This window comes from Burkholderia sp. E168m15, from assembly GCF_016586105.1.
Classification (GTDB): domain Bacteria; phylum Pseudomonadota; class Gammaproteobacteria; order Burkholderiales; family Burkholderiaceae; genus Burkholderia; species Burkholderia orbicola.
Window position 1 is genome coordinate 1 of sequence record NZ_BCPO01000153.1, and the last position, 12,765, is coordinate 12,765.

A 12,765-nucleotide genomic window follows, 5' to 3' on the forward strand; every position below is an offset into this window, starting at 1 on the left:
CGCCGTACCGGTTCCGCTGGGCCAACTTCCAGGGCGCCGCGCCGCTGTTCGAAGCGCAGCGCGCGGGCGCGATCGATCTCGCACCGGCCGGCGACCTGCCCGTGCTGACGGCCGCGCTCGGCGATCCGTCGTTGCGGATCGTCGCGACGCGCGTCGGCTCGCCGGCGTCGCTCGGCATCGTCGTGCAGCCGGACTCGCCGGTCCGCACGGTGGCCGACCTGAAAGGACAAACCGTCGTCGTGTCGTCGGCGCGCGGCAGCATCTCGCAGTACCAGTTGTACGGCGCGCTGCGCGAACACGGGCTCGCCCCGCGCGACGTCGACGTGCGCTTCGTGCTGCCGGTCGACGCGTTCGCCGCATTCGAGGCGAAGCGGATCGGCATCTGGGCCACGTTCGATCCGTACTACGGGCATGCGGTGCGACGCGGTGCGCGCATCGTCCGCGACGGCAGCGGCATCAATTCGGGGCTTGCGTTCCTGACGTCGCCGGTCGAAACGCTCGACGATCGCGGCAAGCGCGCGGCGCTCGCGGACGTGCTCGCGCGGCTCGCCCGCGCCGGTCAATGGGCGCTCGCGCACCCGGCCGACTACGCGAGCGTCTATGCGTCGCTCACGCGCCTGCCGCCCGACGCGGCCACCGACATCGCGCGCCGGGCCGCGCTCGCGCAGCGCAGCCTCAGCGGCGCCGACATCGACGTGCTGCAGCGTGTCGCCGATCGCGCGGCCGCGGATGCGATCCTGCCGCGCCGCGTCGACGTCGCGTCGATCGCCATCCGGAACGTGTCGGCCTGAGCGGGACCAGGCGGGGCGCGTTCAGCGCGGCCGCGCCATATCGAGATCCGGCACGTCGTCGCCAAAGGTCGACGCGACGAGCGTGCGCATCGCGGCGACCAGCAACGTCGGCCCCGCCTGGTTGAACGTGCAGCGCTCGCCCGCGGCCGGTACGGCGCGGTGCAGCACCGCACGCCAGGCGCCCCGCCCGCCGTCGCGCTCGAACGCGGCGAACGGCAGCCGCTCGACGATCGGGCCGCCGTCCGCCCAGGACGACGACGGCGCGAACGGCGTCGGCACGCCGCCCGCCGCGCGAATCGACGTGCATCCGGACGCGTCGGCACGCGGCGCCTCGTGGCCTTCCACGATCGCGACCCAGTAATCCAGCCGCGCGCCTGTCAGATCCTGGACTTGCATGACCGTCTCCGTCATCGTCATCGTCATTACCGACGACATGCTAACCGTTGCGGATGCACGCGTAACCGGCGCCGCAGCGCTCCCCGGCGAGCCGCTGCATCGCGGAAACCCGCCCCGAACAAACCCGCGCGCGCTGTCACCTGCGTGTCATTCGTGCGTAGAATGATCTGACGGCTCGCCGCCCGGCTCGCGGCACGCCGCCGAGGCCATTACAAACACAACATACGCGCCGATCCGGACCCGTTTTCGCACACCCGGCGACGACAGGACCAGACGATGCGGCGCAGACCGGATCTCACGGGGGACGTATGTCCAGGCACACCCTGAAGCCGTTGGTATCGCTCGTCGTGCCGTTTCACGACGAAGCAGAAGCGATCGATGCGTTCTTCGCGACCACCGTTCCGATACTGGAAGCGATCGGCACCGCGCGCTTCGAAATCGTTTGCGTGAACGACGGCAGCCGCGACGGCACGCTCGACAAGCTGATCGACATCGCGGTCGCTGATCCGCGCGTGCGCATCGTCGATCTCACGCGGCGCTTCGGCAAGGAAGCCGCGCTCACGGCCGGCATCGACGAAGCGGCCGGCGCGGCCGTGATCCTGATCGACGCCGACCTGCAGGACCCGCCGGCCCTGATCCCCGCGATGCTCGAACGCTGGCACGCGGGCGCCGAGGTCGTCGCCGCGAAGCGCACCGACCGCCGGTGCGATCCGCTGATGCAGCGCGTGGCCGCCGCGCTCTACTACCGCGTGCACAACCAGCTCTCCGAGGTCGAGATGCCGGAGAACGTCGGCGATTTCCGGCTGATGGATCGCCAGGTCGTCGATGCGTTGCGGGCCCTGCCCGAGCGGCGTCGTTTCATGAAAGGCCTGTTCGCGTGGGTCGGCTACCGTACCGAGATCATCGAATACACGCGCGCGGCGCGCAGCGGCGGGCGCTCGAAATTCTCCGGATGGCGGCGCTGGAACTTCGCGCTCGAGGGCATCACGAGCTTCAGCACGGTGCCGTTGCGCGTGTGGACCTACATCGGCCTCGCGTTCGCCGTGCTGTCGTTCGTCTACGGCGCGTACATCGTGATGCGCACGCTGCTGTTCGGCAACCCGGTGCACGGCTACGCGTCGCTGATCTCCGTGATGCTGTTCGTCGGCGGCATCCAGTTGATCGGCATCGGCGTGATCGGCGAATACCTCGGCCGCATCTATCACGAATCGAAGCAGCGCCCGGTCTACCTCGTGCGGCGCCGCTACCGGGCCGATGCGCAGGCCGGCCAGCAGCCCGCGCGGCACGCCGCGTCTCCGGACGGCTCGAAACTGCTGCAGTTTCCGGTCCGGCGCATCGCGACGGCCCGGCGCCGGCAGACGGTCGTGGCAGGCGCGCAGGCGTCGCGCAATCTGTCGGTCAAGTAGCGCCGCATGGATATTTCCGGCTCGTCGATCCGGCGCGACGAACGCCCCGTCCGCCCCTGGCTCACGCCCGGACGCATCGCGCTTTACAGCGCGGTCATGCTGGTGATCGGTGTGCTGCTGGCCGCGATCCTGCTCTGGATCGGCTTTCACTCGACCGACCCCGGCACGTTTCGCCCCGGCTCGGGGTACATGGTGTTCTGGTCCGCGTCCCATCTGATGCTCCACGGCTCGCCGTGGCTGGCCTACGACATCCCCGCGTTCTCGCGCGAACTCGCCACGCTGTTCCCGTTGGCCGGCCGCCATGCGTTCCTGCCGTGGCTGTACCCGCCGTCGTATCTGCTCGCGGCGACACCGCTCGCGCTGCTGCCCTACGCGGTCAGCTATCCGGTGTTCGTCGTACTCGGCATCGTGCTGCTCGGCCTCGCGGTGTGGCGGGTGTCGGGATTCGGCGCGGTGCCCGGCGCGACGCGCATCGGCTGGCTCGCGCTGCTCGCCTGCCCGGGCGTGTTCGTCACCGCGATGTACGGACAGAACGCGATGCTGACCGCGGCGTGCGCGGCGCTCGCGGTGTACTTCGTCGACCGGCGGCCGCTGCTGGCCGGCCTCTGTATCGGACTCCTGTCGGTCAAGCCGCAACTGGCCCTGCTGTTCCCGTTCGTGCTGATTGCCGCGCGTGCGTGGCGCGCGTTCGCGTGGGCCGCCGCATGGGCGACCGCGATCACCGCACTGGGGATCGCGGCGGGCGGCATGGAACCGCTGCGCCTGTTCCTGCAAAACGCCGGCGCGCTGCGTTCGCTGATCATCGAGCACGGCGTGCCGTTCTGGTTTGCGTCGCCGACGCCGTTCGCGGCGTTTCGGCTTGCCGGCCTGTCGCCCGCCCTCGCGTACGCCGGTCAGGCCGTCATCGCGGCGATCGCGCTCGCGGCGGCGTGCTTCGTCTGGCGCCGCAGCCGGGACGCACGATTGCGCGGTGCGGTACTGGTCGTCGCGACGCTGGCCGCCAATCCGTATGTCTGGCACTACGAACTGTCGTGGCTGTGCATCCCGATCGCATGCATGATCGCCATCGGCACGCAGTACGGCTGGCGGCGCGGCGAGCAGTGTGTCGTCGCCGTCATGTGGGCGCTGCCGATGTACGAGTTTCTGAATCCTTGGCTGACGCTGCCGCAGATCGGGCCTGCCGTCACGGCGACCGCGCTGCTCGTGCTCCTGCAGCGCGCCCGCGCCCTCCCGCGATCCCCCGCGCGACGATAAGCATAGTTCAAATCGTTGCTTGTCCGGCCCCGGGGCGTCATCGAGAATGACCCGACGGGCTGCGGCCCGGCCTCGTTCTCCAACGTTCCGGATCCATCGATTCATGCTCCCACTGCGCCTGCTGCGATCGCTGCTGATCGCGTCCCTTTTTGCGTTGCCGGCCGCCGCCGCGCACGCCGACAAGCCCGCCACCATCCGCATCGGCGTCGCCCAGCAAGGCGCCGGCGATCCCCCGACGTTCGGCGGATCGAGCGCCGCCACCGTGCAGTTGCAGCAGCTCGTCGAAAAGGAATTCGCCGCCGACGGCATCAAGGTGGAATGGCTGTTCTTCAAGGGTGCGGGCCCGGCCGTCAACGAGGCGATCGCCAACAAGGCGCTCGACTTCGCGTACCAGGGCGACCTGCCCGCCGTGCTCGCGCGCTCGAACGGGATCAAGACCCGCCTGCTGCTCGCCGCGAGCGTGCGCTCGGGCATCAAGATCGCGGTGCCGCCCGACTCGACGATCCGCTCGATCAAGGACCTGAAGGACCGCCGCGTGTCGATCTTCCGCGGCACCAACCTGCAGCTCGTCGCCGACAACGCGCTCGCGAAGAACGGCCTCGGCGAACGCGACCTGCGCGTGATCAACCTCGACGCCGCCAGTTCGCTCGCCGCACTCGCATCGAAAGGCATCGACGCGTCGGTGGGCGATTACGCGCTGTACAAGCTGCGCGACGCGGGCCTCGCGAAGATCATCTACGAATCGCAGAACGACGGCCCGCAACTGACGCGCCAGACCCACCTGCTCGTGCTCGACGATTTCGACCGCGCGCACCCGGACATCGTGCAGCGCGTCGTCACCGCGTTCGTGAAGGGCGCGCAATGGTCGTCCGACGAGGCGAACCGCGATGCGCTGTTCAAGCTGTGGGCGAAGAGCGGCGTGCCGTATTCGTCGTGGCAGGCCGACTATGCGAACCAGCGCCTGAAGGAGCGCCTGTCCCCGCTGATCGATCCGTTCGTCGTCGCGCGCTACAAGGCGGTCGCCCAGGATGCGCTGAACCTCAAGCTGATCCGCCAGCCGGTCGACGTCGACGGCTGGTTCGAGCCGAAGTATCTCGACAACGCATTGCGCACGTTGAAACTCGAAAACTACTGGCCGCGTCATGACGCCGCCGGCAAGCCCCTCACCTGACACCCGACCGGACCCGCCCCGATGAGCGATACCGCGTTTTCCGTCCCGTCGTCCGAATCGCACCCGCTCGCCGTGCCGCCGCGCCGCTCGGCCGCGCTGAAACGGCTCGCATGGCAGCTCGCGCCGTGGGTGCTGCCCGCGCTGCTGTTCGCACTGTGGAGCGTCGGCAGCGCGCGCGGCTGGATCGCGCCGCAGATCCTGCCGCCGCCGGAACGCGTGGTCGACACGCTGGCCGAGCTCGCGTCGAGCGGCGATCTGGCGCGTCACACGCTGATCAGCCTGCAGCGGGTGCTCGTCGGCTTCGCGGCTGGCACGCTGCTCGGTGTGTCGATCGGCGTCGCGCTCGGGCTGTCGCGCACGCTGGAAGCCTATGTGCTGCCGAGCTTCAATGCGCTCGTGCAGATTCCGGTGCTCGGCTGGCTGCCGTTCCTGCTGCTGCTCGTCGGTGTCGGCGAGCCGCTCAAGTACCTGCTGATCGCGCATGCGGCGCTCGTCCCGGTCACGCTGAGCACGTTGCAGGGATTCCGCCAGACGCCGCCCGCCCTCGACGAAGTCGCGCGCGGGTTCGGCTACACGCGCCGGCAACGCATCGTCCACGTCGTGCTGCCGGCCGCGATCCCGACGCTCGCGACCGGCGTGCGGCTCGCATTCACGAAGTCGTGGCTCGCGCTCGTCGTGGTCGAACTCGTCGCGTCGTCCGAAGGGCTCGGCTACCTGATCGTGTACGGGCGGCAACTGTTCCAGCTCGATCTCGTGATGGCGGCCGTGGTCGTGGTCGGCGCGGTCGGCCTGCTGATCAACCGGGCGCTCGACGCACTCGAAGCGCGCCTGCGCCGCGGCGTGCCGTCCGCGTTTCGCGGCTGAACCGGGCCGCCCGCCCCATCGAAGGAGAGTCGCCCGTGTCGCACGCCGCCACACCGTCAGCCACACCGCCCGCCACCGCCGACCGCCGCCTGCATGCACCGGACTGGCGCGGCTTCGTGCTGCCGCTCGCCGCACTTGCGTGCTGGTGGGCCCTCGCTTCCGCGCACCTCGTGAAAAGCGGGCTGTTCGTCAGCCCCGCCGACGTGCTGCACACCGCGTGGGCGCAGGCCACGAGCGGCGCGCTCGGCCGTGCCTTGTCGGCATCGCTCGCGCGCGAAGCGTGCGGGTTCGCGATCGGCGCGACGGGCGGGCTGTTGCTCGGCGCCGTGCTCGGGCTGTCGCGCGTCGCCGCGCGGATGGTCGGCCCGAGCTTCGACACGTTCAAGCAGATCTCGCTGTTCGCGTGGATTCCGCTGATTTCCGTGTGGTTCGGGCTCGGCGACGTCGCGAAGGTCGTGTTCCTGTCGCTCGCCGCGCTGCTGCCGGTCGCCGCCCATACCTGCGACGGCATTCACGCGGTGCCGCGCACGTACGTCGACGTCGCCCGCGCGCTGCGCTACTCACGGCTTCAGCTGATCCGCTACGTGATCCTGCCGGCCGCGCTGCCGTCTATCTTCACCGGCCTGTATCTCGGCCTGATCTATTCGTGGCTCGCGACGCTCGGCGCGGAATACCTGCTCGTCGCCGGCAGCGGGATCGGCAACACGCTGATCGACGGCAGCGAGCAGTTCCGGATGGATCTCGTGCTGTTCGGGATCATCGTCGTCGGCGTGACGGGCTGGGCACTGAACGCGACCGCGCGGGCGATCGAGCGCAAGGTGCTGGCCCGGCGCGGCGACCTGACGCGCTGAGCGCCCGTTCCCTCCATATCGCTCCCTTCTCCTGACCGCCATGACGACTCTCGCCTCCGATTCGCTCGACATCCTCCATGTAAGCAAGCACTACGCGCAACGCGGCGCGGCGCTCGCCGTGCTCGACGACGTGTCGCTGCACGTGCGCGCCGGCGAATTCGTCACGATCGTCGGCGCCAGCGGCTGCGGCAAGTCGACGCTGCTGCGGCTCGTCGCCGGGCTCGACACCGATTACACCGGCGAAATCCACGCCGGCGGCGAGCGCGTGCGCGACACGTCGCTGCAGCGCGGCATCGTGTTCCAGGATCACCGGCTGTTCCCGTGGCTGACCGTCGAACAGAACATCGGCGCCGCGCTGCGCAACGCGCCGCTGGACGCCGCCGCGAAACGGCGCGCGATCGCGGAGCACGTCGCGCTCGTCGGGCTGAACGGTTTCGAGCACGCGTTTCCGAACCAGTTGTCGGGCGGGATGGCGCAGCGCGTCGCGATCGCACGCGGCCTCGTGAACCGGCCGCGCGTGCTGCTGCTCGACGAGCCGTTCGGCGCGCTCGACGCGCAAACCCGCGCGAAGATGCAGAACGAACTGCTGCGGATCTGGGAACAGGAGCGCATCACGATGATCCTGGTCACGCACGATGTCGACGAAGCCGTCTATCTCGGCGACCGCGTCGTCACGATGGCGCCGCGTCCGGGCCGCATCGCGCGCATCGTCGACGTCGCGCTGCCACGCCCGCGCCGGCGCGATTCGCCGGCATTCGCGCGCTTGCGCGACACCGTGCTCGCCGATTTCGACGACAGCGAGCCGCCGGACGACGACGGTTCCGGCGGCAAGCGCCTCGACGCCGCGCGCCCGCACCGGATCGGCGAATGGCGGCTCGCATGGTAAGCGCATGACGCGCCGGATCGTTCAGCATCACGACACATATCGTTCATCGCAGCGCGCACGCTAAGGTTGTGACGATTCATCGGTTCCGGTTCCGCGCGGCGCCTGCTTGAATGGAGACTCGACCGACCCGACTCCCAGGAGACTCCCGATGTCCGAAGTCCAGCACGCCGCTCATTCGCCTTCGCCTGCTTCTCACGCCGCGCCGCGCACGGCCGCCGTCCCGCTTCAGCTTCGCCAGGTCGCCGGCCGGATCGGCGCCGAAATTTCCGGCGTGCGGCTGTCGGCCACGCTCGACGACGCGACGTTCGATGCGGTCCACGCCGCGCTGCTGCGCCACAAGGTGTTGTTCTTCCGCGGCCAGCACCATCTCGACGACACCGCGCAGGAAGCCTTCGCCCGCCGCTTCGGCGACACGGTCGCGCACCCGACCGTGCCGTCCGTCGACGGCAGCGCTGCCCTGCTCGAACTCGATTCCGCGCACGGCGCACGCGCCAATTCGTGGCACACCGACGTGACCTTCGTCGACGCGTACCCGAAGATCTCGATCCTGCGCGCAGTCGTGATCCCGCCGTTCGGCGGCGATACCGTGTGGGCCAACACGGCCACCGCGTACGCGAATCTGCCCGACCCGCTGCGCGCGCTCGCCGACACGCTGTGGGCGCTGCATACGAACGCGTACGACTATGCGTCGACGCACGTGCATGCCGACGATACGCAACTGAAGCGCTACCGCGAAGTATTCACGTCGACCGTCTACGAAACCGAGCATCCGGTCGTGCGCGTGCATCCGGAAACCGGCGAACGCACGCTCGTGCTCGGGCACTTCGTGCAGAAGATCAAGGGGCTGTCGTCGCAGGATTCCGCGCACCTGCTGCAGGTGCTGCACGAACACGTGACGCGCCTCGAGAACACCGTGCGCTGGAACTGGCAGGAAGGCGACGTCGCGATCTGGGACAACCGCGCGACCCAGCACTACGCGATCAACGACTACGGCGATGCACGCCGCGTCGTGCGCCGCGCGACCGTTCACGGCGACGTGCCGGTCGGCATCGACGGCCGCCAGAGCGTCCTGCTCAAGGGGCCGGGCGCCACGCTGCAATAACGTCGACGTACCCACGTCACGCGGCGGCGCTCTTTTCCGCGCGCCGCCGCGCTCCGCTCTGGAGGACACCCGCCATGAAACTCGCACCACCGGACCGACACTTGCACGCGCAACGATGTCGTCCCTCTTCCCCGTTCACTTCCGCCAGGAGCGTCGCATGAGCGCCCTACTCGAACCCGCCGCCCAGCCGGTCGACGTGATCCCGCTGTCCGCCCATATCGGTGCGGAAATCCGCGGCGTCGACCTCACGCAACCGTTGACCACGCCGCAGATCGCGGCGATCCGCGCCGCGCTGCTGAAATGGCGCGTGATCTTCTTCCGCGAACAATTCCTCACGCACGAGCAGCATGTCGCGTTCTCCGCGCAGTTCGGCGAGCCGACGGTCGGCCACCCGGTGTTCGGGCACGTCGACGGCCATCCGGCCGTCTATTCGATCGCGAAGCATCGCAAGGCGACGCGCTTCGAAGGCGAACCGGTGCGCCGGCCCTGGACCGGCTGGCACACCGACGTGACGGCGGCCGTGAACCCGCCGTGGGCGTCGATCCTGCGCGGCGTGACGATCCCGCCGTACGGCGGCGACACGCACTGGACCAACCTCGTACGCGCGTACGAAACGCTGTCCGCGCCGCTGCGCGGCTTCGTCGATACCCTGCGCGGCATCCATCGCTTCACGCCGCCGCCCGGCGCGCGCGCGACCGGCGCATTCGACGACGCCGTCGAGCGTCGCCCGCTCGTGACCGAGCATCCGCTCGTGCGCGTGCATCCGGAGACCGGCGAACGCGCGCTGTACGTGAGCCCGAGCTTCCTGAAAACGATCGTCGGGCTGACGCCGCGCGAGAGCCAGGCATTGCTCGAACTGCTGTGGGAGCACGTGACGCGGCCGGAATTCACGATCCGCTTCAAGTGGGAACCGCGCAGCATCGCGTTCTGGGACAACCGCGCGACCGCGCATCTCGCGCCCGTCGACATCTTCGATCTCGACTTCGATCGCCAGCTGTATCGCACGACGCTCATCGGCGACGTGCCGGTCGGCCCCGACGGCCGCCCGTCGGTCGCGCTCGAAGGCACGCCGGTCGAGGCCGCGGCCGCCGTCGCACTCAACTGACTGACGCGGCGAACGCCGGCGCGCACGAACGCGCCGGCTTCCGCTTCCCTCAATCCAGCCACACGCCATCGAACCGGTGCCCGCCGAGCGGCGAGAACGTCAGCCCGTGCACGCGCCTGGAGATCGGCAACGACACGATCGACGTCGCGATCGGCGTGAACGGCACCTGCTCCTTGAACACCACCTGCGCCTGCTCGTACAGCGCCGTGCGCTTCGCGACGTCCCCGTTCGACCGCGCGGCGGTCACGAGCTGCTCGAAGTCCTTGTTGCACCACTTCGCGAGGTTGCTGCCGTGCACCGCCTCGCAGCCGAGCAGCGTGCCGAGCCAGTTGTCGGGGTCGCCGTTGTCGCCCGACCAGCCGTACAGGATCGCGTCGTGCTGGCCGTCATGCTTCGCGCGGCGGTTGTACTCGCCCCATTCGTAGCTGACGATCTTCGCGCGCACGCCGATCTTCGCCCAGTCCTGCTGGATCAGTTGCGCCATCAATTGCGCGTTCGGGTTGTACGGGCGCTGCACGGGCATCGCCCATAGCGTCAGGTCGAAGCCGTTCGGGAAGCCGGCTTGCGCGAGCAGGGCCTTCGCGGCGGCCGGATCGCGCGGCGCGTCCTTCAGGCGCGGGTTGTACGACCATTGCGCGGGCGGCATCGGGTTCGTCGCGATCGTCGCGTCGCCGTTGAACACGGTCTTGATGATCGCCGTCTTGTCGATCGCGATGTCGAGCGCGCGCCGCACGTCGACGCGATCGAGCGGCGGATGCCGGGTGTTGTACGCGACGAAGCCGACGTTGAAGCCCGTCCCGGAAAACAGCGTCAGCTTCGGGTCGCGCCGCACCGTCTCGAGATCGGCCGGTCGCGGAAACGCCGACACCTGGCACTCGTCGGCCACGAGCTTCTGCAGCCGCGCGGCCGGATCGGGCGTGATCGCGAACACGAGGCGCGAGAGCTTCACGTCGTCCGGCTTCCAGTAGTCGGGATTCGCGTCGTAGCGGATCAGCGCATCCTTCTGGTACGTACGCAACACGAACGGCCCCGTGCCGACCGGGAACTGGTTGATGTCCGACTCGCGATGGCGCGCGGCGAGCTGCCCCGCATATTCGGCCGACAGCACCGACGCGAACGCCATCGCGAGATTGCGCACGAACACGACGTCGGGCGACTTCAGCACGAAGCGCACCGTATAGTCGTCGACCTTCTCGATGCGGTCGATGTTGTGGTCGAAGCCGAGATCGCTGAAATACGGGAAGCTGACCGGATAGGCCTTGCGGAACGGATCGTCCGGGTCGAGCATCCGGCGGAACGTGAACACGACGTCGTCGGCCTGGAACGGCCGCGTCGGCTTGAACCATGCGGTCGTCTGGAATTTCACGCCGCGCCGCAGGTGGAACGTGATCGTGCGCTGGTCGGGCGACACGTCCCAGCTCGTCGCGAGCGCCGGTTCGAGGTCGAGCGTGCCGCGCTTGAACTGCACGAGCCCGTTGTAGACCGGGTACGTGCTCGCATCGAAATCGGTGCTCGTCGTGTGCTGGCCGGGATCGAAGCCGGCCGGGCTGCCTTCGGTGCAGTACACGAGCGTCTTGCCCGTGGGCGCCGCCAGCGCGTGCGTCGCGGCGCCGGCCAGCAGCAACGACGCGGCGATGCAGCGAAGCGCGGCGCCGGCGGGCGATACGCCGCGCGATCGGCGCGCGGTTGACGAAACGAAAGGATTCTTCATGGTGACGGAGGAAAGAAAGAGGTGCCATGCGAATGACGACCGTCGATCTTCGCGCGCCGCCCGCCGATCGCTTACCAATTAATTCCGCGTTGCTTATCGTCATGGCTGCATCCCGCTGCCGCTGCATGAGAATGTCCATGCGAGCGCCGCGGACAGGCTCGCGCACCCCGCCGCGACGCCCGGCCCCCGTCATGAGACCGCGCCATTCGCGCACGGCCGCGGGCGCCCTTCCGTCCCCCTGCAGGCTCCGCGAAATGGGTGCATCGTATCGGTTGGCCCACGCCGGCACCGGCGCGCGGGAATCCGCCCGGCGCGCAGGTGCCGGCACGGCGCGTCCGAGCGCGCCGCTCTTTCTGGAGGACCACGAATGTCGATCAACCCCGATACGCCCTCTCGTCCCGTGAAGTCGCCGGGCCCCGATCATCCGATCCTGATCGAACCGCATTCGTCGCGGGTGGTCGTGAAGGTCGCCGGCAAGGTCGTCGCCGATACGCGCCACGCGCTGGTGCTGCGCGAGGCCAGCTACCCGGCCGTGCTGTACATTCCGCGCGAGGACGCCGACATGTCGCTGCTCGAACGCACCGATCACGCGACCTACTGCCCGTACAAGGGCGATTGCGCGTACTACTCGATTCCGGCCGGCGGCGAACGCTCGACCAACGCGGTATGGACATACGAGCATCCGAATCCGGCCGTCGAATCGATTCGCGGGCACCTCGCGTTCTATCCGGACCGCGTCGATTCGATCGAGGAAAGCCTGCTCGTCACCGCGTGAGCGCGGGGCGCCCTGCCGCGTCGCCATTCACGTATCGTCCGGCCGCTGATTTGCATATGCGGATTCATTGGTTGGCCGTCGTCCCGCCGGGCCGTATCGTCTCGACTCCGGCGTGGGCCGGCCCGTTGCGCGCGTCGCCCGCATCCGGCCCGGCCCTGCGCCCGCGCCACCTTCGCGCGCGACCCGTGAACCCGCCAGCAGGACGCCTTAGGGCGTGTTCACGCTAATAACGGGTTTGCGAACGTGCCTTTCCGCCCGCAGTGCAAGGAGTAAGGAGCGCCGTTTGGCCGTGCCAAACAAGCGACGCACGACGCCGCAATGTGGGCGGAAAGGCACGTTCCCCTGTTTGGAAAAATTCATTCGCGGGGCTGGCCCCCAGAAGGGCCGATCGCCGCGTCATGCTCCTCGCGAATACGTCGAGTATCCGCTTCGTCGCAATCCTCGCGCTCGGCC

12 protein-coding genes are annotated in these 12,765 nt (G+C 69.1%); 10 read left to right on the forward strand and 2 right to left on the reverse strand.

Features of this window, described 5'->3' with window-relative positions; genetic code table 11:
• On the forward strand, positions 1 to 791 hold a 791-nt coding region (locus JMF86_RS22420; protein WP_201317153.1), incomplete at its 5' end, for an ABC transporter substrate-binding protein.
• A gap of 21 nt (positions 792 to 812) precedes the next feature.
• Here JMF86_RS22420 and JMF86_RS22425 read toward each other — a convergent pair.
• Positions 813 to 1,187, reverse strand: a complete 375-nt coding sequence (locus JMF86_RS22425) for a phage protein NinX family protein (protein ID WP_011548036.1) — start codon at positions 1,185 to 1,187, stop codon at positions 813 to 815.
• A gap of 308 nt (positions 1,188 to 1,495) precedes the next feature.
• Between JMF86_RS22425 and JMF86_RS22430 the strand changes: the two genes are divergently transcribed.
• The 8 genes from JMF86_RS22430 (at position 1,496) to JMF86_RS22465 (ending at position 9,826) form a co-directional block, all read left to right on the forward strand.
• Positions 1,496 to 2,593 (forward strand): glycosyltransferase family 2 protein, encoded by a 1,098-nt coding sequence (locus JMF86_RS22430; protein ID WP_011548037.1) that lies wholly within the window; start codon positions 1,496 to 1,498, stop codon positions 2,591 to 2,593.
• 6 nt (positions 2,594 to 2,599) lie between these two features.
• Positions 2,600 to 3,847 (forward strand): glycosyltransferase family 87 protein, encoded by a 1,248-nt coding sequence (locus JMF86_RS22435; RefSeq protein WP_011548038.1) that lies wholly within the window; start codon positions 2,600 to 2,602, stop codon positions 3,845 to 3,847.
• A gap of 103 nt (positions 3,848 to 3,950) precedes the next feature.
• Positions 3,951 to 5,018 carry an ABC transporter substrate-binding protein gene (locus JMF86_RS22440; protein WP_041489405.1) on the forward strand — a complete coding sequence of 356 codons (1,068 nt, stop codon included), beginning with the start codon at positions 3,951 to 3,953 and terminating at the stop codon, positions 5,016 to 5,018.
• Positions 5,019 to 5,039: 21 nt separating this feature from the next.
• The gene (locus tag JMF86_RS22445; protein WP_011548040.1) at positions 5,040 to 5,882 is read left to right on the forward strand and encodes an ABC transporter permease; all 843 of its coding nucleotides are present in this window, start codon (positions 5,040 to 5,042) and stop codon (positions 5,880 to 5,882) included.
• 35 nt (positions 5,883 to 5,917) lie between these two features.
• Positions 5,918 to 6,733, forward strand: a complete 816-nt coding sequence (locus JMF86_RS22450) for an ABC transporter permease (protein ID WP_011548041.1) — start codon at positions 5,918 to 5,920, stop codon at positions 6,731 to 6,733.
• Positions 6,734 to 6,773: 40 nt separating this feature from the next.
• Positions 6,774 to 7,619, forward strand: a complete 846-nt coding sequence (locus JMF86_RS22455) for an ABC transporter ATP-binding protein (protein WP_011548042.1) — start codon at positions 6,774 to 6,776, stop codon at positions 7,617 to 7,619.
• A gap of 148 nt (positions 7,620 to 7,767) precedes the next feature.
• On the forward strand, positions 7,768 to 8,721 hold the full coding sequence (locus JMF86_RS22460) for a TauD/TfdA family dioxygenase (protein ID WP_011694695.1): 954 nt from the start codon (positions 7,768 to 7,770) through the stop codon (positions 8,719 to 8,721).
• Positions 8,722 to 8,878: 157 nt separating this feature from the next.
• Complete coding sequence (locus JMF86_RS22465; protein WP_011694694.1) at positions 8,879 to 9,826, forward strand: TauD/TfdA family dioxygenase; 948 nt, start codon at positions 8,879 to 8,881, stop codon at positions 9,824 to 9,826.
• 49 nt (positions 9,827 to 9,875) lie between these two features.
• Here the strand turns inward: JMF86_RS22465 and JMF86_RS22470 are convergent, their stop codons facing one another.
• Positions 9,876 to 11,537, reverse strand: coding sequence for an ABC transporter substrate-binding protein (locus tag JMF86_RS22470; protein WP_011548044.1), 1,662 nt, complete (start codon positions 11,535 to 11,537; stop codon positions 9,876 to 9,878).
• Between the two features lie 367 nt (positions 11,538 to 11,904).
• Here JMF86_RS22470 and JMF86_RS22475 point away from each other — a divergent pair, with 367 nt between their 5' ends.
• Positions 11,905 to 12,312: a DUF427 domain-containing protein gene (locus JMF86_RS22475; RefSeq protein ID WP_011548045.1), complete on the forward strand. Its 408-nt coding sequence runs from the start codon at positions 11,905 to 11,907 to the stop codon at positions 12,310 to 12,312.
• Positions 12,313 to 12,765 lie beyond the last annotated feature (453 nt).

Bases quoted from the DNA above. Each gene is read 5' to 3' on its own strand.
- JMF86_RS22465 (WP_011694694.1), top strand. From the start codon at position 8,879: ATGAGCGCCCTACTCGAACCCGCCGCCCAGCCGGTCGACGTGATCCCG.
- JMF86_RS22455 (WP_011548042.1), top strand. From the start codon at position 6,774: ATGACGACTCTCGCCTCCGATTCGCTCGACATCCTCCATGTAAGCAAG.
- JMF86_RS22440 (WP_041489405.1), top strand. From the start codon at position 3,951: ATGCTCCCACTGCGCCTGCTGCGATCGCTGCTGATCGCGTCCCTTTTT.
- JMF86_RS22460 (WP_011694695.1), top strand. From the start codon at position 7,768: ATGTCCGAAGTCCAGCACGCCGCTCATTCGCCTTCGCCTGCTTCTCAC.
- JMF86_RS22435 (WP_011548038.1), top strand. From the start codon at position 2,600: ATGGATATTTCCGGCTCGTCGATCCGGCGCGACGAACGCCCCGTCCGC.
- JMF86_RS22475 (WP_011548045.1), top strand. From the start codon at position 11,905: ATGTCGATCAACCCCGATACGCCCTCTCGTCCCGTGAAGTCGCCGGGC.
- JMF86_RS22470 (WP_011548044.1), bottom strand. From the start codon at position 11,537: ATGAAGAATCCTTTCGTTTCGTCAACCGCGCGCCGATCGCGCGGCGTA.
- JMF86_RS22445 (WP_011548040.1), top strand. From the start codon at position 5,040: ATGAGCGATACCGCGTTTTCCGTCCCGTCGTCCGAATCGCACCCGCTC.
- JMF86_RS22430 (WP_011548037.1), top strand. From the start codon at position 1,496: ATGTCCAGGCACACCCTGAAGCCGTTGGTATCGCTCGTCGTGCCGTTT.
- JMF86_RS22425 (WP_011548036.1), bottom strand. From the start codon at position 1,187: ATGCAAGTCCAGGATCTGACAGGCGCGCGGCTGGATTACTGGGTCGCG.